At 44.8% G+C, this 22,018-nt stretch carries 20 protein-coding genes; 12 read left to right on the top strand and 8 right to left on the bottom strand.

What is annotated here, in order from left to right:
* Positions 1-87 precede the first annotated feature (87 nt).
* The 4 genes from F894_RS08520 (at position 88) to F894_RS08505 (ending at position 4,505) form a co-directional block, all read left to right on the top strand.
* Complete coding sequence (locus F894_RS08520; RefSeq protein ID WP_004646103.1) at positions 88-1,347, top strand: D-amino acid dehydrogenase; 1,260 nt, start codon at positions 88-90, stop codon at positions 1,345-1,347.
* A 34-nt stretch (positions 1,348-1,381) separates the two neighbouring features.
* On the top strand, positions 1,382-2,494 hold the full coding sequence (gene alr / locus F894_RS08515; RefSeq protein ID WP_005247125.1) for an alanine racemase: 1,113 nt from the start codon (positions 1,382-1,384) through the stop codon (positions 2,492-2,494).
* Between the two features lie 48 nt (positions 2,495-2,542).
* Positions 2,543-2,908 carry a RidA family protein gene (locus F894_RS08510; RefSeq protein WP_005247124.1) on the top strand — a complete coding sequence of 122 codons (366 nt, stop codon included), beginning with the start codon at positions 2,543-2,545 and terminating at the stop codon, positions 2,906-2,908.
* Positions 2,909-3,077: 169 nt separating this feature from the next.
* Positions 3,078-4,505 (top strand): amino acid permease, encoded by a 1,428-nt coding sequence (locus F894_RS08505; protein WP_005107715.1) that lies wholly within the window; start codon positions 3,078-3,080, stop codon positions 4,503-4,505.
* A 57-nt stretch (positions 4,506-4,562) separates the two neighbouring features.
* Here the strand turns inward: F894_RS08505 and F894_RS08500 are convergent, their stop codons facing one another.
* A complete protein-coding gene (locus tag F894_RS08500; protein WP_004279237.1) occupies positions 4,563-5,015 on the bottom strand; it encodes a CopD family protein in 453 nt (150 codons plus the stop codon).
* Positions 5,016-5,038: 23 nt separating this feature from the next.
* Positions 5,039-6,268: a beta-ketoacyl synthase N-terminal-like domain-containing protein gene (locus tag F894_RS08495; RefSeq protein WP_005247122.1), complete on the bottom strand. Its 1,230-nt coding sequence runs from the start codon at positions 6,266-6,268 to the stop codon at positions 5,039-5,041.
* 273 nt (positions 6,269-6,541) lie between these two features.
* Here F894_RS08495 and F894_RS08490 point away from each other — a divergent pair, with 273 nt between their 5' ends.
* The 7 genes from F894_RS08490 (at position 6,542) to rimI (ending at position 14,424) form a co-directional block, all read left to right on the top strand.
* Positions 6,542-8,026, top strand: coding sequence for an EcsC family protein (locus tag F894_RS08490; protein ID WP_005247121.1), 1,485 nt, complete (start codon positions 6,542-6,544; stop codon positions 8,024-8,026).
* Positions 8,027-8,182: 156 nt separating this feature from the next.
* Entirely contained in the window at positions 8,183-8,557 is a 375-nt protein-coding gene (gene rpsL, locus F894_RS08485; protein ID WP_002050319.1) for a 30S ribosomal protein S12, read from the top strand.
* 180 nt (positions 8,558-8,737) lie between these two features.
* Positions 8,738-9,208, top strand: a complete 471-nt coding sequence (gene rpsG, locus F894_RS08480; RefSeq protein ID WP_004279240.1) for a 30S ribosomal protein S7 — start codon at positions 8,738-8,740, stop codon at positions 9,206-9,208.
* 128 nt (positions 9,209-9,336) lie between these two features.
* Positions 9,337-11,472, top strand: a complete 2,136-nt coding sequence (fusA, locus tag F894_RS08475; protein ID WP_004646111.1) for an elongation factor G — start codon at positions 9,337-9,339, stop codon at positions 11,470-11,472.
* A 92-nt stretch (positions 11,473-11,564) separates the two neighbouring features.
* Positions 11,565-12,755 (top strand): elongation factor Tu, encoded by a 1,191-nt coding sequence (gene tuf, locus F894_RS08470; RefSeq protein ID WP_004646112.1) that lies wholly within the window; start codon positions 11,565-11,567, stop codon positions 12,753-12,755.
* A gap of 223 nt (positions 12,756-12,978) precedes the next feature.
* On the top strand, positions 12,979-13,860 hold the full coding sequence (locus tag F894_RS08465; protein WP_005247120.1) for a metal-dependent hydrolase: 882 nt from the start codon (positions 12,979-12,981) through the stop codon (positions 13,858-13,860).
* 105 nt (positions 13,861-13,965) lie between these two features.
* The gene (gene rimI / locus F894_RS08460; protein ID WP_004646114.1) at positions 13,966-14,424 is read left to right on the top strand and encodes a ribosomal protein S18-alanine N-acetyltransferase; all 459 of its coding nucleotides are present in this window, start codon (positions 13,966-13,968) and stop codon (positions 14,422-14,424) included.
* 15 nt (positions 14,425-14,439) lie between these two features.
* Here rimI and F894_RS08455 read toward each other — a convergent pair whose 3' ends face one another.
* The 3 genes from F894_RS08455 to trxB form a co-directional block, all read right to left on the bottom strand.
* Positions 14,440-15,255: an arginyltransferase gene (locus F894_RS08455; RefSeq protein ID WP_005247119.1), complete on the bottom strand. Its 816-nt coding sequence runs from the start codon at positions 15,253-15,255 to the stop codon at positions 14,440-14,442.
* A gap of 21 nt (positions 15,256-15,276) precedes the next feature.
* Entirely contained in the window at positions 15,277-16,008 is a 732-nt protein-coding gene (aat, locus tag F894_RS08450) for a leucyl/phenylalanyl-tRNA--protein transferase (RefSeq protein WP_005247118.1), read from the bottom strand.
* A gap of 92 nt (positions 16,009-16,100) precedes the next feature.
* On the bottom strand, positions 16,101-17,063 hold the full coding sequence (trxB, locus tag F894_RS08445) for a thioredoxin-disulfide reductase (RefSeq protein ID WP_005247116.1): 963 nt from the start codon (positions 17,061-17,063) through the stop codon (positions 16,101-16,103).
* 249 nt (positions 17,064-17,312) lie between these two features.
* Here trxB and F894_RS08440 point away from each other — a divergent pair, with 249 nt between their 5' ends.
* Complete coding sequence (locus F894_RS08440; RefSeq protein ID WP_005247114.1) at positions 17,313-20,372, top strand: DNA translocase FtsK; 3,060 nt, start codon at positions 17,313-17,315, stop codon at positions 20,370-20,372.
* A 61-nt stretch (positions 20,373-20,433) separates the two neighbouring features.
* On the opposite strand, the gene F894_RS08435 is transcribed toward F894_RS08440, so the two are convergent.
* The 3 genes from F894_RS08435 to minD all read right to left on the bottom strand — a co-directional run bounded on the left by F894_RS08435 (position 20,434) and on the right by minD (position 22,005).
* Positions 20,434-20,721, bottom strand: a complete 288-nt coding sequence (locus F894_RS08435; protein ID WP_004279254.1) for a PA4642 family protein — start codon at positions 20,719-20,721, stop codon at positions 20,434-20,436.
* Positions 20,722-20,917: 196 nt separating this feature from the next.
* Positions 20,918-21,190 (bottom strand): cell division topological specificity factor MinE, encoded by a 273-nt coding sequence (minE, locus tag F894_RS08430; protein WP_004279256.1) that lies wholly within the window; start codon positions 21,188-21,190, stop codon positions 20,918-20,920.
* A 2-nt stretch (positions 21,191-21,192) separates the two neighbouring features.
* Complete coding sequence (minD, locus tag F894_RS08425) at positions 21,193-22,005, bottom strand: septum site-determining protein MinD (protein WP_004646120.1); 813 nt, start codon at positions 22,003-22,005, stop codon at positions 21,193-21,195.
* Positions 22,006-22,018 lie beyond the last annotated feature (13 nt).

Raw genomic sequence — 22,018 nt, 5'->3', positions numbered from 1 at the left:
ATATACAGTCTGAATATAGTGAATTTAACTATTAAAGCAAAAATATACTAGTGAAATAAACTGAAAAGATGTTTGAGGGTTAAGTTAATGCGCGTATTAGTTTTGGGTAGTGGTGTGATTGGTGTGGCAAGCGCTTACTATCTGGCGCAGCAGGGAGCAACCGTGACTGTGCTGGATCGTCAGGCAGGTCCGGCGCAAGAAACCAGCTTCGGTAATGCCGGGCAGATTTCTCCAGGATACTCGACCCCTTGGGCTGCACCAGGTATTCCGTTTAAGGCAGTCAAATGGATGTTTCAGCATCATGCACCGTTGGCGATTAATGTCGATGGCAGCTTGTGGCAATTGCAGTGGATGGCACAAATGCTGAAAAACTGTAATGCGCAGCATTATGCAGTCAATAAAGAACGGATGGTGCGTGTGGCTGAATATAGCCGTGACTGTTTGCGTAATTTGCGCCGTGATATTGGCATCTCTTATGAAAACCGTTCAAAAGGCACTTTGCAGATTTTCCGTAAAGATGCGCAGCTGGATGCGGTGCAGCGCGATATTGAAGTTCTGAAAGAAACCGGAGTTGAATTTGAACTACTGGACCGCGATGGATTGGCGCGTGTAGAACCGGCATTGGCACAGGCAAAAGACAAACTGGTAGGCGGTCTGCATTTACCCAATGATGAAACAGGTGACTGCTATCTGTTTACCAATGCCCTGGCAGAACATGCCAAAGGGATGGGTGTAGAGTTTAAGTTCAATCAAAACGTTGAAAAGCTGATTGTAGAAGGTGACCAGATCAAAGGTGTTCTGGTGAATGGTCAGGTACTCACGGCAGATAAATATGTGCTGGCCTTTGGTAGTTATTCACGTGATTTCCTCAAACCGCTTGAACTGAATTTACCTGTCTATCCGGTGAAAGGTTATTCACTGACCATTCCGATTTTAGATCCGGCCTATGCACCACAATCTACAGTACTGGATGAAACCTATAAAATTGCGATTACCCGTTTCGACCAGCGCATCCGCGTAGGGGGAATGGCTGAACTGAGCGGTTTTAATCTGGGATTAAATGAAGACCGTCGCGGCACGCTGGAAATGGTGACCCGTGATTTATTCCCGGGGGGCGATATGAATCAGGCCAGTTTCTGGACAGGCTTGCGTCCAATGACCCCGGACAGTACGCCAATTATTGGAAAAACCCGTTTTAAAAACCTGTTCCTGAATACCGGACATGGCACGCTGGGTTGGACCATGGCTTGTGGTTCAGGGAAATTAATCAGCGATCTGGTCTTGGCTCGTGATCCTGAAATTAGCACTGAAGGTCTGTCATTGGCGCGCTATCATCAAGCTGCCTAAGGCCATCTGAGGCGGAATATTCAAGGAGGAATGTATGCCACGTCCCATTACTGCAATTATCCATCAACAGGCGCTTGCGCATAATTTAAGTGTGGCGCGCCAATGTATGCACAATAGTCAGGTATTTGCCGTGGTCAAGGCTAATGCCTATGGGCACGGGATCGAACGGGTCTATGCGGCACTTCAAGGTGCGGACGGTTTTGCCTTTCTGGATATCGGGGAGGGTACGCGGCTACGTGCGCTGGGATGCAAGAAGCCGCTAATGTTGCTCGAAGGTATTTTCGCTTTTGAGGATTTATTTGCATGTGTGAAGCATGAAATGAGCTTTGCCATTCATTCCCGACATCAAGTGCAATGGCTGAAACAGTTTGCCGAAATAGCGCCGGATGCACAGTTTGATGTGTATTTGAAAATGAACAGCGGCATGAACCGTCTGGGTTTCGAGCCGCAGCAATATGCAGAGATCTGGCAGGAGCTGCAACAGCTGAACACTGTCCGTTCCATTACCCATATGACCCATTTCTCCGATGCGGATGGCCAGCGTTTCGGACAGGATGGGATTCAGCATCAAAACCTGATTTTTAGCCAGACCATTCAGGGGTTTGAGGGTAAAATCTCACTCAGTAACAGTGCGGCCATTCTGCGGCATCATCAAACCCTTCATTCCGATATTGTACGTAGCGGCATCATGCTGTATGGCAGTTCACCAGATTATCCAACACACACGATTCAAGACTGGAATTTGCAACCGAGCATGAGCTTATGCAGTGAAATTATCGCCATTCAAATGATCCAGGCAGGTCAGAGCATTGGCTATGGTTCCAAATTTATTGCCACACAGGATATGCGGATCGGGATTGTGGCCTGTGGTTATGCGGATGGTTATCAACGGTTATCGGCGACCGGTACGCCCGTGCTGGTCGATTCAATCAAAACACAGACATTGGGTCGAATCAGTATGGATATGCTGGCGGTAGACCTGACTGCGCTGCCGCACGCAGATATAGGTAGTGAAGTGGTACTTTGGGGCCAATCTTCCCAAGGTGTGGTTTTGCCGATTGATGACGTGGCGGCCAGTTCAGGTACCATCGGCTATGAGCTGATGTGTGCAGTGACCGCTCGGGTTCATTTCCAGATTGACGCTTAAATTTTTAATTTAAATTTTATTTCAATATCCCAAACAAGGAAGATCAACATGACACAGGACAATACAGCTATTCAGCGACTCAACAGCAATCAAATCATGAGTGCGGTGACGATTCATCAGCAAACCGTGTATCTATCGGGTCAGGTGCCGAATAGCACGGATCTGGATGTACGCGGACAAACACTGGAAGTCTTTGCAAAAATTGAGGAATTGCTTGCATTGGCCAATACTGATAAAAGCCAGCTGCTTTCTGCACAACTGTTCGTGAAAAATCTGGATGATTTTCAAACTGTGAATCAGCTTTGGGTAGAGTGGTTACAAGGTCATGGCACGCCGGCACGTGCCACGATTCAGGCAGATTTGGTTAATCCGGACTGGCTGATTGAAATTGCAGTCATTGCAGCTCGAGCTTAATTTAATTTTTAATGTTGAAATCTCCCCTGCAATCATTTAAGTCGTTTTAGTGCAGTAAATCTCACTGAACAGCGCAGTAAAAAGTATGAAAATGTCATAATAAGCGTTCGAGGACTGAACGTTGTAAATTCAGCTTGATGCTGTTGTAAAGATTAAAAAGGATGTAAAAATGAAAACCACCCCGGGCACAGAAGACGTAAAATCGTCGCCGCATGAGTTGCAACGAAAACTCTCAAACCGACATTTGCAGTTAATCGCCATTGGTGGCTGTATCGGTACCGGCCTGTTTATGGGATCGGGAAAAACCATCTCCCTAGCAGGCCCTTCAATTTTGATCATTTATATGATCATTGGTGGCATGTTCTTCTTCCTGATGCGTGCGTTGGGTGAAATGCTGCTGTCTAATCTGCATTACAAATCCTTTATTGATATGGCCCATGACCTGATCGGGCCGGGTGCTGGCTATTATATTGGCTGGTCGTACTGGCTAGGTTGGGTGCTGGTAGGGATTGCCGATCTCGCGGCGATTATTAACTACTTAAGTTTCTGGTTGCCCGAAGGCATGGCCTTTACCCCGATGGGACAGGCGATGATTAGTGTTGGCTGTGTGCTGTTTATTCTTGCGATTAATCTGGTGACGGTAAAACTGTTTGGTGAGATTGAATTCTGGTTTGCACTGATCAAGATTTTAGCTATTCTCGGTTTGATCTTTGTCGGTGGTTATATGGTGTTTAGCGGTTTTCAGGCACCGAGTGGCGCCGTCGCCAGCTTTAGTAATGTCTGGGCACATGGTGGTTTATTTCCCAAAGGCTTTACCGGTTTTCTGGCAGGCTTCCAGATTGCCATGTTTGCCTTTGTCGGGGTGGAACTGCTCGGCACCATGGCGGCAGAAACAAAAGATCCGGAAAAGAATTTACCCAAAGCGGTCAACGCCATTCCTACACGGATCATTCTGTTCTATGTATTGTCATTGCTGATGATCATGTCGGTCACACCGTGGCATCTGATTCCTGCGGATCAAAGTCCTTTTGTGAGTTTGTTCCTGTATGCCGGTATTCCAACTTCAGCCATTATCATGAACCTGGTGGTATTGTCATCTGTGATGTCCTCTATGAACAGTGGTGTATTCTCGACCAGCCGTATGTTGTTTGGTTTGGCACGTGATGGACAGGCGCCTCAAGCTTTAGCGCGGTTATCTAGTCGGGCAGTACCAGCCACAGGGTTATTTTTCTCCTGTGCTTTTATTATGTTAGGGGCAGCATTTCAGTATTTTGTACCAAATACCATGGAAGCTTTTACTCTGGCAAGTTCGCTGTGTGTGATCCTGTTTATTAGTATCTGGAGCATCATCATGGTGTGCTACATCCGTTACCGTAAGCAGCAACCGCAAAAACATGTGGCTTCGACCTTTAAAATGCCGGGTGGAGTATGGATGTCTTATGTGGTATTAGCATTTTTGTTATTCGCCTTGATTATTTTAAGTCTGGAACCCGATACCTTAAAGGCTCTGATGATCAGTCCTTTATGGTTGATTATTCTGGCAGTGACCTATCGTCTGCTGTATAAGCCACGTATGCGTCAGCGTGGTAATCCTTAAATATTCAGACATAAAAAATCCCCGACTAATCGGGGATTTTTTGATTGCGCAGGTGAATTAGAAAGTAGGTTTAACTACCACTAAAATCACCACGGCAAATAAGATCAGGGTTGGCATCTCATTAAAATAACGCCAAAACTTGTGTGACTTGTAATGTGCATTATCAATCAGCTTCTTGCGGTAATAACCACACACCAGATGGTAAATCACCAATAAGCCGACCAGGCCGACTTTAAGGTAAAACCATAATGCTTCATGGTAGTGACGCGTTGCATCACCCCAGTCGACCAGAAAATGTGCCGTAATCAAGGTGGCCAACATGGCTGGCCACATGATACCACGGTACAGCTTGCGTTCCATGACTTCAAAGCGTTGATGACTGACGGCATCTTCGCTCATGGCATGATAAACATATAACCGTGGCAAGTAGAACAAAGCCGCGAACCAGCAAACCACCGCAATAATATGTAATGCTTTTACCCACAAGAAAGCATCAGAAGGAGCATCCATCAAGTCACCCTAAACTGGGCAGCTTAGCCTTCCCATTTTTTGAAAATGAGACAAGCATTTACGCCGCCGAAACCGAAACTGTTACTCATCACAGTATTCAATTTTGCGTCACGTTTTTCAAGCACGATATCAAACGGTTTTGCGCCTTCATCCAGCTCGGTCACGTTGATGTTTGGAGCAATAAAGTCATTTTGCATCATCAGAACTGAATAAATCGCTTCCTGAACACCAGCAGCACCCAGACTGTGACCTGTCATTGACTTGGTTGAGCTGAGTGGAGGAACCTGACCTTCACCAAAAGCACGTTCCATCGCTTTAAGTTCTGTGATGTCACCCGCTGGAGTAGAAGTACCATGCGTATTTACATAGTCAATTTTATCGACACCGTGTTGTTTTGCTTCTTCTAAAGCCATTAGTACGCAACGCGTTGCACCTTCACCAGATGGTGCAACCATGTCGGCACCATCCGAGTTGGCTGCATAACCAACCACTTCAGCTAAGATATTTGCGCCACGCGCTTTCGCATGTTCCAAAGACTCAAGGATCACAAAACCACCACCACCGGCAATCACGAAACCGTCACGGTCTGCAGAATAAGGGCGTGATGCTGTTTCAGGGCTGTCATTGTATTTAGAGCAAAGTGCGCCCATCGCATCAAACAACAAGCTTTGTGACCAGTGATCTTCTTCACCGCCACCTGCCAGCATTAAATCTTGTTTACCGAGTTGAATCAGGTTGTAGGCATAACCGATGGCATCGGCAGAGGTTGCACATGCACTGGTAATGGTATGCGCCACGCCTTGTAATTTGAATGCAACGCCAACGTTAGCCGTAATGGTGTTGGTCATATTACGTGGTACAAAGAAAGGACCGACTTTACGCGCACCTTTGGTTTGCAATAATTCGTTCATTTCAATAACGGAAGCAGTTGAACCGCCACCTGAACCACCCGCAATACCATAGCGTGGGTTGCCAGCTAGATCTTCAACTTTTAAACCGGCATGTTCCACTGCAGCAAGGGCTGAGTTATATGCATACATCGCACATACGCCCATAAAGCGTTTCAGTTTGCGGTCGATCCCGTCGAAATCCTGCTCGGCTGCAGCACTGACATGACTTTTGAAATTGAGTTCAGCATAAGTCGGATTAAAACGTGTTCCTGAAATCCCGTTTTGTAAAGAATGGTTTACATCCTCTAATGTATTACCAATACATGAGTTAATCCCCATGCCAGTGATGACAACACGTTTCATCTACAGATCCTTATAGTTTGCTCTATGCTCAGCGGCAGATATCTGGGTTTTAAAATCGCCCAATCCAGCGCTTAGCCTTATTTCATGATGGGGAACATGATAGCAGAAAGACTTTTGAAATCTTATGGCAAATGTTATGCCGTGTGACAGTCGGTTGAGTTTGTGAGTCGGCGTGTAGGGGTTTTACTAAATGAAACAGAATAAAGTTGAGATAAACGCTGACTACACCTAGTATTTATACCAAATACAAGCACATGAATGCTGAGGTAAAAAATGGTAAATGCTAATAATAAACAATCTAATGGTCTGATTTCGAATGCCTTTGGAGTGGCGAAAAAGTTCAGTTCAACCGGATTGGATTTATTGAATCATGTTGCGCCGGATTCGGTGACTAAAGCGCTGAAGCCTTCTAACTCCGATCAGGTGATTGACGGTTCGGCGAAGACGAAAAGCGCTTTTTCAGCTAAAAAATATGATAATCCTCAGCAAATGCTTCGCGAGCATCTTCCAAATGTCTCTCGTCAACTTCTCGGGCGCCGCTTTAATACCGTGAATAATGTCGCGCATTTTGTTTCTCCAGACTTAACCGAAAAAGTGTCTAACTACTTTTATGAGCGTCTGAATCAATTTAGTAATCAAACCAGTTCGGTTGATGCCATTCTGAATGAAGCTGGAGCGAAAGATTTAGAAGAATTGACTCAGGACGTCGACCGATCCAAGCGAATTTCACAGGCTTTAGGTGAACAAAACAAATGGATTGCGACGGTTCAGGGTGCAGTGAGTGGTGCTTCAGGGATGCTTGGCACCGCGATTGATATTCCCGCTTCTTTACTGATGGCGTTGCGTACCATTTATCAAGTCGGTCGCTCTTATGGTTTTGACCTGAGCAAAGAAGATGATCAGGAAATCGTCCAGCATATCTTTAGACAGATCGACCTGAGCCTGATTGCAGAAAAGCAAACCTTGTTATTGGGTTTAAAAGCGTTAAGTAATACCCTTAAAACTCATGATATCTCCCAGCTACAAGCCATGCTAGGTTCTGATAATGATGTCAGCGCTATCAAACAATGGCTAAGTCGTCATGAGGGAGAGGCTAAATGGGAATGGATGAATCATCTGCCAAAAATTTCGATTCTGGAGCGATTAACCAAACTAACGCCTCTGGCAAGTGCAGGTATTGGTGCAGTATATAGCCACCGTTTTGTCGAGGATGTAAATCAGAAAGCTCAAGAAGCATTCTCACATGCACGCCAATACCTAGTTCAGCATCAGGATTCGCAATTGTCTCCTTATGCTGCCTATGAAAAAGCAGTCAGTTTGTTACAACAGGCAACTCCGAAACTCCTAAATGGTGCCTCTCACGACGTTGAGCCTGCGAAAGATAAGCCGATCATGGATAAAGATATTGCGATTGAGGGCAATAACACGATTACCCAAGTCAAGCTGGTCAAAAAAGAGCAGAATGATCTAAGCTCTGAAGAAGCAGAAGTGAAGAAAGATGAAAAGGTGAGTGAAGGGCTGGAGGCACTCAACGATGAGTTGGTTGAACCTGCGGTAGATAAGCAGTCGCAACAACCGGCTTTATCCAAAACTTCATTTGATCCGGAAATCGAAGCTGAACTGCATCCAGAAGCTGCTGACGAGGCGGAAGCTGCTACAGAGACTTCACAGCAGGGTGCAGAGGATCAAGAAAACTCGGAAACTAAATCTGAAGCTCAAGACGTGACCAAAAAAGCTGGTAAAAATTCAAAAAAATAAGCGAATTTTGAAGGTAAATAAAAGCAAGCAAATGTCGTGAGAAACGGCATTTGCTTGGTTTGAGTAGGTTGACCAATTTTGCATCTTGAATTACAATTGCATGCCCTCAAAAAGTAGTAGTTTTTTGGGGCTTTTTATTAACGGGAGAATTGCCAAATGGCAACAACAAATCAGTTGATCCGCAAGGGTCGTACGACTTTAGTTGAAAAATCTAAAGTTCCTGCGTTGAAGGCTTGTCCACAGCGCCGTGGTGTTTGTACACGTGTTTACACAACTACACCTAAAAAACCTAACTCAGCAATGCGTAAAGTTTGCCGTGTTCGCTTAACTTCAGGTTTCGAAGTTTCTAGCTACATCGGTGGTGAAGGCCATAACCTACAAGAGCACAGTGTTGTTCTTATCCGTGGTGGTCGTGTTAAAGACTTACCAGGTGTACGTTACCATACCGTTCGTGGTTCTTTAGACTGTGCTGGTGTTAAAGATCGTAACCAGTCTCGTTCTAAATACGGTACTAAACGTCCTAAGAAATAATTCGTTAAGAATTAAATTTTAAGAACGTAGAACCGCAATCCTTTATCGTCTCGCTTGTCTGATTTCTGCATTAATTTTGTGAAAATTCCAAGCGACGTATAGTAAGGCCAGCGAGTAGTACATGACACTTTGTACTCATGCTGGATAAACCTGAAGTGTCATCTTTATAGGTAGTTTAAAATGCCAAGACGTCGCGTAGTCGCTGCTCGTGAAATCCTTCCGGATCCTAAGTTCAGCAGCCAAACAATCGCTAAATTCATGAACCACGTAATGCAAGATGGTAAAAAATCTATTGCTGAAAGTATCGTTTACGGTGCTTTAGACCGCGTTCAAGAAAAATCTAAAGTAGACCCAGTTGAATTTTTCGAGACTACTCTTGAAAAAGTTCGTCCTATGGTCGAAGTAAAAGCACGCCGTGTTGGTGGTGCTACATACCAAGTTCCTATGGAAGTACGCCCATCCCGTCGTACTGCTCTAGCGATGCGTTGGTTAGTAGATGCTGCTGCTAAGCGTTCTGAAAAAACTATGGCTTTACGTCTTGCTGGCGAGTTGCTTGATGCATCTGAAGGCAAAGGCGCTGCGGTTAAGAAACGTGAAGATGTGCACCGTATGGCTGAAGCCAACAAAGCATTCTCTCACTACCGTTTCTAAGCAGATAAAACAGGCCCTATTCAGGAGGGTGACAAGACCGTCATGGTTCTGTCACCAAAGCGCTTTAAGTTGCTATGCAGCTTAAAGCGTCCTGTTTTAAACAACAAAATTTAGGAATGCTAGAAATCATGGCACGTCAAACCCCAATTTCTCGTTATCGTAACATTGGTATTTCTGCGCACATTGATGCGGGTAAAACCACAACTACAGAACGTATTTTGTTCTACACAGGTGTATCTCACAAAATTGGTGAAGTACACGATGGTGCAGCAACAATGGACTGGATGGAGCAAGAGCAAGAACGTGGTATTACCATTACTTCTGCTGCTACGACTACATTCTGGTCAGGTATGTCTAAACAGTTCCCTGAACACCGTATCAACGTAATTGATACACCGGGACACGTTGACTTCACAATTGAAGTTGAACGTTCTATGCGTGTTCTTGATGGTGCGTGTATGGTTTACTGTGCTGTAGGTGGTGTACAACCTCAGTCTGAAACTGTATGGCGTCAAGCGAACAAATACCAAGTGCCTCGTTTAGCATTCGTGAACAAGATGGACCGTACTGGTGCCAACTTCTTCCGTGTTGTTGAACAAATGAAAACACGTTTAGGTGCATCTCCAGTACCTGTAGTAATCCCTGTTGGCGCTGAAGAAAACTTCCAAGGCGTAATCGACTTGATCGAAATGAAAGCGATCATTTGGGACGAAGCTTCACAAGGTATGAAGTTTGAATACGGTGAAATCCCGGCTGAACTTCAAGAAACTGCTGAAGAATGGCGTACAAACATGGTTGAAGCTGCTGCTGAAGCTTCTGAAGAGTTAATGGATGAATACCTGAACAATGGCGATTTGACTAAAGAACAAATCGTTGCTGGTCTACGTGTCCAAACTTTGGCTTGTCAAATTCAACCAATGCTTTGTGGTACAGCATTCAAAAACAAAGGTGTTCAACGTATGTTGGACGCAGTAATTGAATTCTTACCGTCGCCTACAGAAGTTAAAGCGATTGAAGGTGTTCTTGACGATAAGGCTGAAACTAAAGCGATTCGTGAAGCATCTGACGAAGCTCCGTTCTCTGCACTTGCGTTCAAAATCATGAACGACAAATTCGTAGGTAACTTAACTTTCGTACGTGTTTACTCTGGTGTTCTTAAACAAGGTGATTCTGTTTATAACCCAGTTAAATCTAAACGTGAACGTATCGGCCGTATCGTGCAAATGCACGCGAACGATCGTCAAGACGTTGAAGAAATTCGTGCGGGTGATATCGCTGCGTGTGTAGGTCTTAAAGACGTAACTACAGGTGATACACTTTGTGATGAGAAAAATGTCATCACACTTGAGCGTATGGAATTCCCAGAGCCAGTAATTGCATTGGCTGTTGAACCAAAAACTAAAGCTGACCAAGAAAAAATGTCAATTGCTTTAGGTCGTTTGGCTAAGGAAGATCCATCATTCCGCGTTCGTACTGATGAAGAGTCAGGTCAAACAATCATCGCTGGTATGGGTGAACTTCACCTTGACATTATTGTTGACCGTATGAAGCGTGAATTCGGTGTTGAAGCAAACATTGGTAAACCAATGGTTTCTTACCGTGAAACGATCAAAAAGTCAGTTGAGCAAGAAGGTAAATTCGTTCGTCAAACTGGTGGTAAAGGTAAATTTGGTCACGTATACGTACGTTTAGAGCCAATGGATGCTGATGCTGGTAAAGACTACGAGTTCGTTGAAGAAGTTGTTGGTGGTGTAGTTCCTAAAGAATTCTTCGGTGCTGTGGATAAAGGTATCCAAGAGCGTATGAAGAATGGTGTCCTTGCTGGTTACCCAGTTGTAGGCATCAAAGCTACATTGTTTGACGGTTCTTACCACGATGTCGATTCGGACGAATTATCGTTCAAGATGGCTGGTTCTTATGCCTTCCGTGACGGTTTCATGAAAGCAGATCCTGTTCTTCTTGAACCTATCATGAAAGTTGAAGTAGAAACTCCAGAAGACTACATGGGCGATATCATGGGTGACTTAAACCGTCGTCGTGGTATGGTTCAAGGTATGGATGACTTGCCTGGCGGTACTAAAGCAATTAAAGCTGAAGTTCCACTTGCAGAGATGTTTGGTTACGCGACTCAAATGCGTTCTATGTCTCAAGGCCGTGCAACATACTCTATGGAATTTGCTAAATATGCTGAAACTCCACGTAACGTGGCTGAAGGCATCATTTCTAAATTCCAGTCTGGCGGTAAAAAAGGTGACGACGAGTAATCTTTCGATTACTATAAGCCCAAACTAATTCATAGTTAAACCCAAGTGCTCATGCAGTGATCCTGCATGAGTAGTTTAAAAAGGAAGATCTCATGGCTAAGGCTAAGTTTGAACGTAATAAGCCACACGTTAACGTGGGCACAATTGGTCACGTTGACCATGGTAAAACAACTTTAACAGCTGCAATTGCAACTGTATGTGCGAAGAAATTCGGTGGCGAAGCGAAAGACTACGCTGCAATCGACTCTGCACCAGAAGAAAAAGCACGTGGTATTACAATTAATACTTCACACGTAGAATACGATTCTCCAACTCGTCACTACGCTCACGTAGATTGCCCGGGCCACGCCGATTATGTTAAAAACATGATTACTGGTGCTGCTCAGATGGATGGCGCGATCCTTGTATGTGCTGCGACTGATGGTCCTATGCCACAGACTCGTGAACACATCCTGCTTTCTCGTCAGGTAGGTGTACCTTACATCGTTGTATTCTTGAACAAATGCGACCTTGTAGACGATGAAGAGCTTCTTGAGCTAGTTGAAATGGAAGTTCGTGAACTTCTTTCTACTTACGACTTCCCGGGTGATGACACTCCAGTGATCCGTGGTTCTGCTCTTCTTGCGCTTAACGGTGATGACAGCCAATACGGCGAGCCAGCGGTAGTTGCGCTTGTTGAAGCACTTGACTCTTACATTCCAGAGCCAGAGCGTGCAATTGACCTTCCATTCCTTATGCCAATTGAAGACGTATTCTCAATCTCTGGTCGTGGTACAGTAGTAACTGGCCGTGTAGAGACTGGTATCGTTAAAGTAGGTGAGTCTGTAGAAATCGTTGGTATCCGTGATACTCAAACTACTACAGTAACCGGCGTAGAAATGTTCCGTAAACTTCTTGACGAAGGTCGTGCGGGCGAGAACTGTGGTGTTCTTCTTCGTGGTACTAAGCGTGAAGACGTACAACGTGGTCAAGTATTGACTAAACCAGGTGCGATCAAGCCACACACTAAATTCGATGCGGAAGTATACGTACTTTCTAAAGAAGAAGGTGGTCGTCACACTCCATTCCTTAACGGTTACCGTCCACAGTTCTACTTCCGTACTACGGACGTAACTGGTGCGATCGCGCTTAAAGAAGGCGTGGAAATGGTTATGCCTGGTGACAACGTTGAGATGTCAGTAGAGCTAATCCACCCGATCGCAATGGACCCAGGTCTACGTTTTGCGATCCGTGAAGGCGGTCGTACAGTTGGTGCTGGTGTAGTTGCTAAAGTAACTGCATAATCGCTGATTGTGTAAGAAAAGCGCCTCTTTGAGGCGCTTTTTTTTGATCTAAACTTTTATAAAACTAAAAATAAATTGTCTGACAATGATTTTAAAAGCTGTCCTTATCTGATATCGGCTTGACCTAAACTGCACTTATGTAAAAAAAATTACCACGTAATATACAGATAAGAATATGAATATTAAATTTTCGGGCCTGGATTGGCCTGATGGGAGTGGTCACATGAATGCGAAAGTAAATATTACCAATCGTGCCGGTGCTAGTTTTCCAGTTCGTCGCATGAACTTTGATTTTGATGCTGTACCGGAATATTGGATGAATGGTTCAGCAGGTCTCACTCATTTTATGACGGCATTATCTGCGCTATTTCCAGCGGGAGAAAAGTTTTTTATAGATTCAGTCCGTGCGGTGCGTAAACATCCTGCAATTGCCAATAATGAAGCATTACAAAAAGAAATTTCCGCTTTTATTGGTCAGGAAGCCATGCATACTCACGAGCATATCGGCTTTAATGCATCTGCGCAAAAACATGGGCATGATGTTGATACGCTTGATCGTTATACCGATAAAGTCATTCAAACGACACGTAAAGTCATGGCTAAACTGGGTAAGCCTGTGGGTATTACCCAAGAAATGGTAGATTTAACTGCAACCACGGCACTTGAGCATTTCACTGCAACCATTGCCTCACAGCTTTTGACCAATAGCCACATTCAGGAATTGATGACAGATGAAACCATGAAAACCATGTGGTTATGGCATGCCATCGAGGAAAATGAACATAAGGCAGTGGCATATGATGTCTTCGAAGGGGTTTTTGGCCAAGGCCTAAAAGCCTATGCACTGCGTACTTCATCCTTGGTCATCGCAATGGCAACCTTATTTGTGGTGCAAAGCTATTTCTTCGTCCGTTTGCTTAAACAGGATCAGCAGTTTAATCTTGAGTCCTTAAAAGCCATTTATACCTATGCCTATAGTCCTTCTAAAGGTGTCATTACGGGTATGGCGAAAGAAATGCTGATGTATTTTAAACCGGGATTCCATCCGAATAATCATCATACAGATCAACTGTTGGCGACTTGGAAAGCTAAATTGGGTTTGTGACAGAACTGAAGATTGGAAAGCGACTAAAATCGCTCTTTTTTTTGCTCGATTTTTTGGATGAACTTTCTATAATGCGGAGGTTGATTCTATATAAGATGAACGAAGATGATTCGTTTAATGCAAGCAGCGGATGTAGAAGTCGTTGCAAAGATTGAAAAATCAGTTCAATCACATCCCTGGACTTTAAAACAGTTCGAAGATGCTGTAACAGCTTATCAAAGTACCGTGATTGAAGTAAAAGGGCAGGTGGTCGGATTTTGTATTTTACAACCGGTGCTGGATGAAGCCAATTTATTGCTCATGGCGATTGATCCGGCACAGCAAGGTCAGGGCTTGGGCTATCAGTTGCTGGAGGCTTCAGTGGCGATGCTAAAAAATAATCCGGTGCAGATTTTCCTGGAAGTGCGCGAGAGTAATCTGGCTGCGATCAAGCTGTATGAAAAATCAGGCTTTCATCAGATTGATCTGCGCAAGAATTATTATCCTAACAGTAACGGAAGCCGTGAACATGCCATCATTATGGTAAAAGCATGTACGGATGATTTTGCTAGTCTATTTAAATAATACAAACTGACAACCTTATTTAATAATCTGGTGATTCCATCCGCTGGGTAAGGTCGTCATTAATGAGTTTCCCAATTGCTGAATCTCCGTGGCACTCAATGCATGATTTAAACGTCGCCATTGTCCATCGATCAAGAGTTCCAGTGGCAGATACTGAGATTTGTAATTCATTTTGCTAGAATGCGGCACCCAATAACCCAGATAGATAAATTGCAAGCCCAGCTTTTGTGCATGTTCAATCTGTTTCAAGATTGCAAAAGCACCGAGTGAACGACGATTTTCATCCGGATCAAAGAAGGTATAAACGGCAGAGATGCCATCATCCAGCAGGTCGCAAGTGGAAACGCTGATTAGACGCTCACCTTGCCATAATTCTAGAAAGAAGCTGTCGGTGCAGCTTTGCAATAAAAATTTTTCGAACTGATCCCGGGTGGGTGGGAACATATCGCCATCTGCGTGGCGTTCATTGATATAGCGTTCATACAGCGCATAATGTAGGTCCCCGGCGTGCTCTGGACTGGTAATTTTTATCACCAGATCCTGATTACGTTTCCAGGCTTTTTTTTGTGAACTGTTCATGCGGAATTCAGCAACGGGTACACGCGAAGACAGACATTGACGACACAAATGACATTCGGGGCGATACACGAAATCACCACTGCGGCGGAAACCGGTACGTGACAGTTCCGATAAAGTTACGACATCAATACGATGTGCAGGATCCAGAAAAACCATGCGCACCGACTTGTTGGGCAAATAGCTACAATCATGCGGCGGCGTAATATAATACTGTAAATCGTTCAGTAGGGCCTTTGGCTGATAAGAGTTCATAACAACTACCCTCTGTTATTTTCATTCACTTAAGTGCGCGTTTTGCGCTATTGTTTTACTTGAAAATACACCTTCCTGATACTTTTTCCAATCAATCGCAGGCTTTTTTACAATATCTTGTAAAGAATTAAGATAGGTCTGGCGAGAAAGTGTGCAGGCACCCAGGCTTAACAGATGATCGTTCACCAGTTGGCAGTCGATCCAGGGTAGTTTATTTTCCTGTCCAATCAGCATTAAGGTATAGAAAGCCATTTTAGAAACATCGGTTTGCGTACTAAACATAGATTCACCAAAACAGCCTTGACCGATGGTCACACCATAAAGTCCACCGACGACGCGATCTTCATCCCAGACCTCAATGCTATAGCCATATCCTGCGTCGAACATGTCGCAATAGCCTGCGATAATATCTTCACTGATCCAGGTATAGTCTGCATAAGCACGGGGTAGGGAGCAGGAACGAATCACTCTTTCAAAAGCATGATTGACCGTAATTTTATAGTCCTGCTTTTTCATATTGCGTAGCAGGGATTTGCTTGGATGATAATCTTCGGGGCGAATAATGCAGCGTGGTTCCGGACTCCACCAGCAAATCGGATCACCTTCTGAAAACCATGGAAATAATCCATGCGTATAGGCTTCATAAAGTGTGGAAGGGGAGAGGTCTGCACCAATACAAATCAATCCTTCACCTTCAGGATCAACCTCGACCGGATTGGGAAAAATGAATTCTGAGGGAGGAAGTAAAGACATGGCAGACCCGACATAAATCTATAGATAAATCATCATCTCATTCTAGCAATAAAAAAGCCGTCCATAATGGACGGCTTTTTTATTCTTGCTGCTTAGTCTAGTTTGCCCATCGCATCAAGATATTTTTCTGCATCAAGCGCAGCCATACAGCCTGAACCGGCAGAAGTAATGGCCTGACGGTAAATGCTGTCCGCAATATCACCGGCTGCAAATACACCCGGTACCGAAGTTTGGGTTGCATTACCTGCAGTACCGCTTTGTACCTGGATATAACCGTCACGAAGCTCTAACTGACCTTCAAACATGGTGCTATTTGGCTTGTGACCAATCGCCACAAACATACCCGTCACATCGACGTTTTGAGTAGAGTCATCTTGCGTTGATTTAATACGAACTGAGGTCACACCAGATTGTGCATCACCGAGTACTTCATCGACCTGATGGTTCCAGATAATGCTGATCTTGCCTTCTTTTTCTTTGGCAAATAAATGATCTTGCAAGATCTTTTCAGAACGTAGTGAATCACGACGGTGAACCAGAGTCACGTGAGAAGCAATATTAGATAGATACAACGCTTCTTCAACAGCGGTATTACCACCACCTACGACCATAACTTTCTGGTTTTTATAGAAGAAACCATCACAGGTTGCGCAAGCACTGACACCTTGACCCATATAGGCTGCTTCAGATTCCAGACCGAGGTATTGGGCAGTTGCACCGGTACAGATAATCAGGGCATCACAGGTGAATTCTTCCATATCGCCTTTTAACACGAAGGGGCGCTGGCTAAGATCCACTTCATTGATATGGTCATACACGATTTCAGTGCCAAAACGCTCTGCATGTGCCTGCATACGTTCCATCAATGCTGGACCAGTCAAACCTTCGGGATCACCCGGCCAGTTATCGACGTCAGTCGTCGTGGTCAGCTGACCGCCCAGTTGCAAGCCTGCAATCAGGGTAGGTTTCAAGTTTGCACGCGCTGCATATACTGCTGCGCTATAGCCTGCAGGGCCAGAACCTAAAATAATCAGTCGTGAGTGACGTGCGCTCATCAGCTGTATCCTTTTTTATTTAGAAATTTATTGAATTATACGTGAAACTGTATAACAGTGGTGTGAGATTAAAGTCGATATTATTGATCATTGAAATCGATTTGGGCTATATAGCATAAGTAACATTGTGCTTGCACAATAGTGCATCTTTTTTCACAGAACAGGTGCATAATATGTATTTTATTGCGTCGCTTTTTTCAAGCATTGAAGCAAAAGAATATTCATGAAGAATTGGTTACAGGACAGTATATGACAGCGGTGTCGAGTGCCTATGCACAGCGCTTAGTAATGACATTATTTTTAGTCTCATTTGGGATTTATCTGTTTCTTGCAACAGTGACCTATACGCCATTTGATCCGGGGTGGATGCATATCTCCAGTGATACGCAGACCGTTTCGAATGCCAGTGGGGTAGCAGGTGCCTGGATTGCAGACCTTTTGTTTGGCTTCCTTGGTTGGGCAAGTCTGCTGATCCCTGTCTATCTGTTTATGGAAGCGATTCAGGTCTGGTGGCCGCGTAGCTTCCTGAACCGGCCATTTCGCTATGCTGCGCAATTCTTCCTGTTGCTGACCACCTCAGCGTTGTTGTTTTTATTTTGGCAAGTCCCTGCTGATACGCTGGATAATTCTTCCGGCGGTATTATTGGCTATGAATTAGGCCAGAGTCTGGAACAACTGCTGACAGTATACGGTGCAGCATTCTTCCTGCTGGTGCTTTGGGTGGTGCTATTTACCTTGGCGTTTGGGGTGAAATGGAACAAGACCTGGAGCAGCCTCAAAGTAACCCCTGCTTATTTACAAGACCTGTTCTACCGCAATGTGCCTGAAGGCATGTCTGATTTTGACCGGACTGCACCTGTCGCCAAAAAAGAGCCAGTCATTAGTGCAAAAAAAGTAGTGGTTGCAGTAACACCTGCGCCTGAGCATCAACTGGTAGAAATAGATCCGGTGGTGCGCGATCAGGTGGCTGAACGCTTATTTGATGATTTTGCCGATAAAGAATCACAACAACCGCAGTTTTATGAGGATATTCCTGAGGCTGAGCAGCAGGCTCCTGAGCCAGTCGAGACATTTAAGCAAGTACAGCAAGTGCCTCAACAGCCGGATCGTGTGGTAGCGACAGGCGAGGTGTGGCGTGCCTTACATTCAAATGAAGATCAGCGCCATAAACAGGATATTGATGCCTTACTCAAAGCAGCCGAAGAAGAACAGCTTAATTCTCCAGTCTCACATATAACCGCTCCTCAACCTGTTTCAGCACAGACTCATGCTCACACCAGAACCGCATCGGCTCCACATACAGGCCTGGACTGGGATGATGATGAAATCTTTGATGAACTTCTGGCTGCAGTTCCGCAAGGCAAAACTGCGACCGATGTGCATAGTCCATTCAATACAGCGCCAACCGAAAAGACGGCAAGAATTGTAGAAGACATGACCAATGTTGCACCTGTCATGGCGTCTATGACAACGGCACATGTCGTGAAAAATAGCGCATTACAGGCCGATCTGGATGACCTGGGTGATTTACTGATTGAAGAAGATGAGCCAAGCCAACCAGTACGTGCATCAAGCTATGCCCAATCTTCTGCTTTTGTTCAGGCACCAATTCAGCATCAGGGTATAGAGCAACCAGTATCTCCTCCTTCTGCAACTCATGCAGCAGTACGCGAGGCTTTATCTAAAGAAGAATTTGTAGAAGCCTGGCAAGAAACGGCTGGTAAACCACAAGATGAAGACGAGTTTGATTTTGATGCTCCTTTAACCGATGCTTCAGGCCGTCCGATGTCACGTGCCATGCAGGTGGTGGAGCGCCGAAAAGATTTATCACCGCTTCCAGGTCTGGATTTACTGGATGAAGTCGATCCGAATAAAAAAGTGAATTTTACTGAAGAGCAGCTGGCACGTTTATCTGAATTGCTTGAAATCAAGTTGCAAGAATTCAACGTCAAAGCCAAAGTGGTAGAAGCACAGCCAGGCCCAGTCGTGACACGTTTTGAACTGGATCTGGCGCCAGGGGTAAAAGCCTCTAAAGTGACGAATATTTCGCGTGATTTGGCACGTTCGATGTCGATGGCATCGGTCCGTGTGGTTGAAGTCATTCCGGGCAAACCGTATATCGGAATTGAAGTACCAAATAGTACCCGTGAGATGGTCCGTTTGATCGAACTTTTGACCATTCCAGCCTTCACTGATCCGAACAGCATCCTCTCCATGGCAATGGGTAAGGATATTTCCGGTAATCCGGTGATTGCTGATCTGGGTAAAGCGCCGCATATGCTGGTGGCAGGAACCACAGGTTCCGGTAAATCGGTGGCGGTCAACTCGATGATTCTATCGATGTTGCTGAAATATACACCGGATGAATTGCGTCTTATTCTGATCGATCCGAAGCAGCTGGAACTGGCGAACTATAACGATATTCCACATTTATTGACGCCTGTAGTTACCGATATGAAAGATGCGGTCAGCGCATTGAACTGGTGTGTCAATGAAATGGAACGTCGTTATAAACTGATGTCTTTCCTGAAAATCCGTAAACTGAGCGACTATAACCGCAAAGTGGAAGAGGCGATTGCCAATGGTGAAGACCTGATCGATCCAACCTGGAAAGCCAGCGATTCTGTTGTGGGTGAGCGTGCGCCGCGCTTAACACCGTTGCCTTCCATTGTGATTGTCGCGGATGAGTTCGCGGATATGATCATGCAGGTCGGTAAGAAAGCTGAAGAGATGATTACCCGTCTGGCACAAAAATCACGTGCTGCCGGTATTCACCTGTTGCTTGCGACCCAACGTCCATCGGTGGACGTGATCACCGGTTTGATCAAAGCCAATATTCCGACGCGTGTTGCATTGCGGGTCAACTCCAAGATCGACTCGCGTACTATTCTGGATGCGGGTGGTGCAGAGGACTTGCTCGGTCACGGTGACATGCTATTCCTCGGCCCGGGTAAAATCGAACCTGAGCGTGTACATGGTGCCTTTATTGCCGATGACGAAGTCAACCGGATCTGCGATGCATGGCGTGAACGTGGTTCACCAAATTATGTCGACGAGATCCTGACACCATTTGATGAAGAACCATCCAGCCGTGGTTTTGAAGATGGTGGTGAGGGCAGTTCAGACCGTGATGCACTGTATGACCAGTGTGTAGCTTTTGTTTTGGAAACCCGTAAGGCTTCTACTTCATCCTTGCAACGTAAATTCAGTCTGGGCTATAACCGTGCTGCACGGATCATTGACCAGATGGAAGAAAACGGCATTGTCAGCGGTATGGGTGCCAATGGTAAACGCGAGATTCTGGTTTAATTTCAGTCTACCTTCAATAAAAAAGCCTGCTTTCAAAGCAGGCTTTTTTATGTATTTTGACTCAGGCAAATTTTGCCAATACATCCAGAAACTCGGCACTTTGACGCGGGAAAGTGGCAATCACGTCATGAATCCGTTGTCCTTCCGGATTGGTTGCATTGACATCACGGCCATCAGCGACAAATTTCGTCAACAGGCGTTCATAATCAAATGGACGCATATGCTTGAAAGCATGATAGAGCACGTGAAAATCAGCATTAACACCTGCAGGAGGAAGCTGATTCAAGTAGGCAAATACACGCTCATCTGACCATTCTTCGTTAAAGGTCGCTGGTTGAGATAATGCCATCGCAATTTCCTTGATCTAATGTAGTTTTTTCGGCATGAAAAAAGGCAAAATATGAGACTAGATTAGCAAAGCACTGCTTTGCCTAGTCGCAAGACTTGAAGCTATGCTTCAAGTGGGCGGAATATAGCTAAACTACTATTTCTACCACTCTCATATTTTGCCTTGAATCAATTTACTTGACCAATCAAAAATCAGATTATCGTTCTTCAGGTAAATTGATATTCATTTCAAGCATTTCAATATTGGCTTCAGAACGAACCTGCATTTGAATATGCTGTTCATCGACACCGCGGACATAACGATTGACCACTTGCATAATTTCAGTCTTCATCTGGTCAATTTTGTCCTGGCTCAAGCGACGACCCAAGCCTTGTTCGGATGCAACGATCACCTTCAAACGGTCTTTAGCAGTCCGTGCGCTTGATGGTTTATCCTCGCCACTAAAAAGTTTACTCCAGAATCCTGCCATGTCTACGCTCCAAATAGTCGTGCTAACCAGCCCTTAGGTTTTACCTCGATATGACGGTAAGGACGCTCTTCGCCAAGGAAACGCGCAACCAGATCATCATAGGCCTGACCTGCAGAAGCTTCAGTGAAAAGAATCACCGGCTTACCTTCATTCGATGCCTGTAAAACGCTTGGACACTCAGGAATAACGCCCAAGGTCGGTACACGTAAAATATCCTTAGAAATATCATCAATCGTTAGCATTTCCTGTTTATCGGCACGTTCCGGATTGAAACGGGTAATACACAGATGCTTACGAATGCGACCTTCGTTTTGTTCTACTTTTTTAGTTTTACTGTCGAGCATACCAATGATACGGTCAGAATCACGTACTGAAGAAATCTCAGGGTTGGTCACAATGATGGCTTCATCCGCATGATACATGGCCAAAATAGCACCACGCTCAATACCGGCAGGCGAATCACAGATAATATAATCAAATTCCTGCGAAAGCTCATCCATTACACGAGCAACACCTTCATCGGTTAAGGCATCTTTATCACGTGTTTGTGATGCAGGTAAAATATATAAATTTTCAATATCTTTATCGCGAATCAGTGCTTGTTGTAATCGTGCTTCGTTATTTAAAACATTCACAAAATCATAAACTACACGGCGTTCACAGCCCATAATCAAATCAAGGTTACGTAAACCTACATCAAAATCAATAACAACAGTTTTGTGACCACGTAGGGCTAAACCTGTTGCAAAAGATGCACTTGTTGTAGTTTTACCTACACCACCTTTGCCTGATGTTACGACAACAATTTTCGCCACCGAATCCACTCCT

The sequence above is a fragment of the Acinetobacter sp. CIP 51.11 genome, assembly GCF_000369665.1.
Classification (GTDB): domain Bacteria; phylum Pseudomonadota; class Gammaproteobacteria; order Pseudomonadales; family Moraxellaceae; genus Acinetobacter; species Acinetobacter lwoffii_S.
This window is presented reverse-complemented; position numbering and strand designations above follow the sequence as displayed.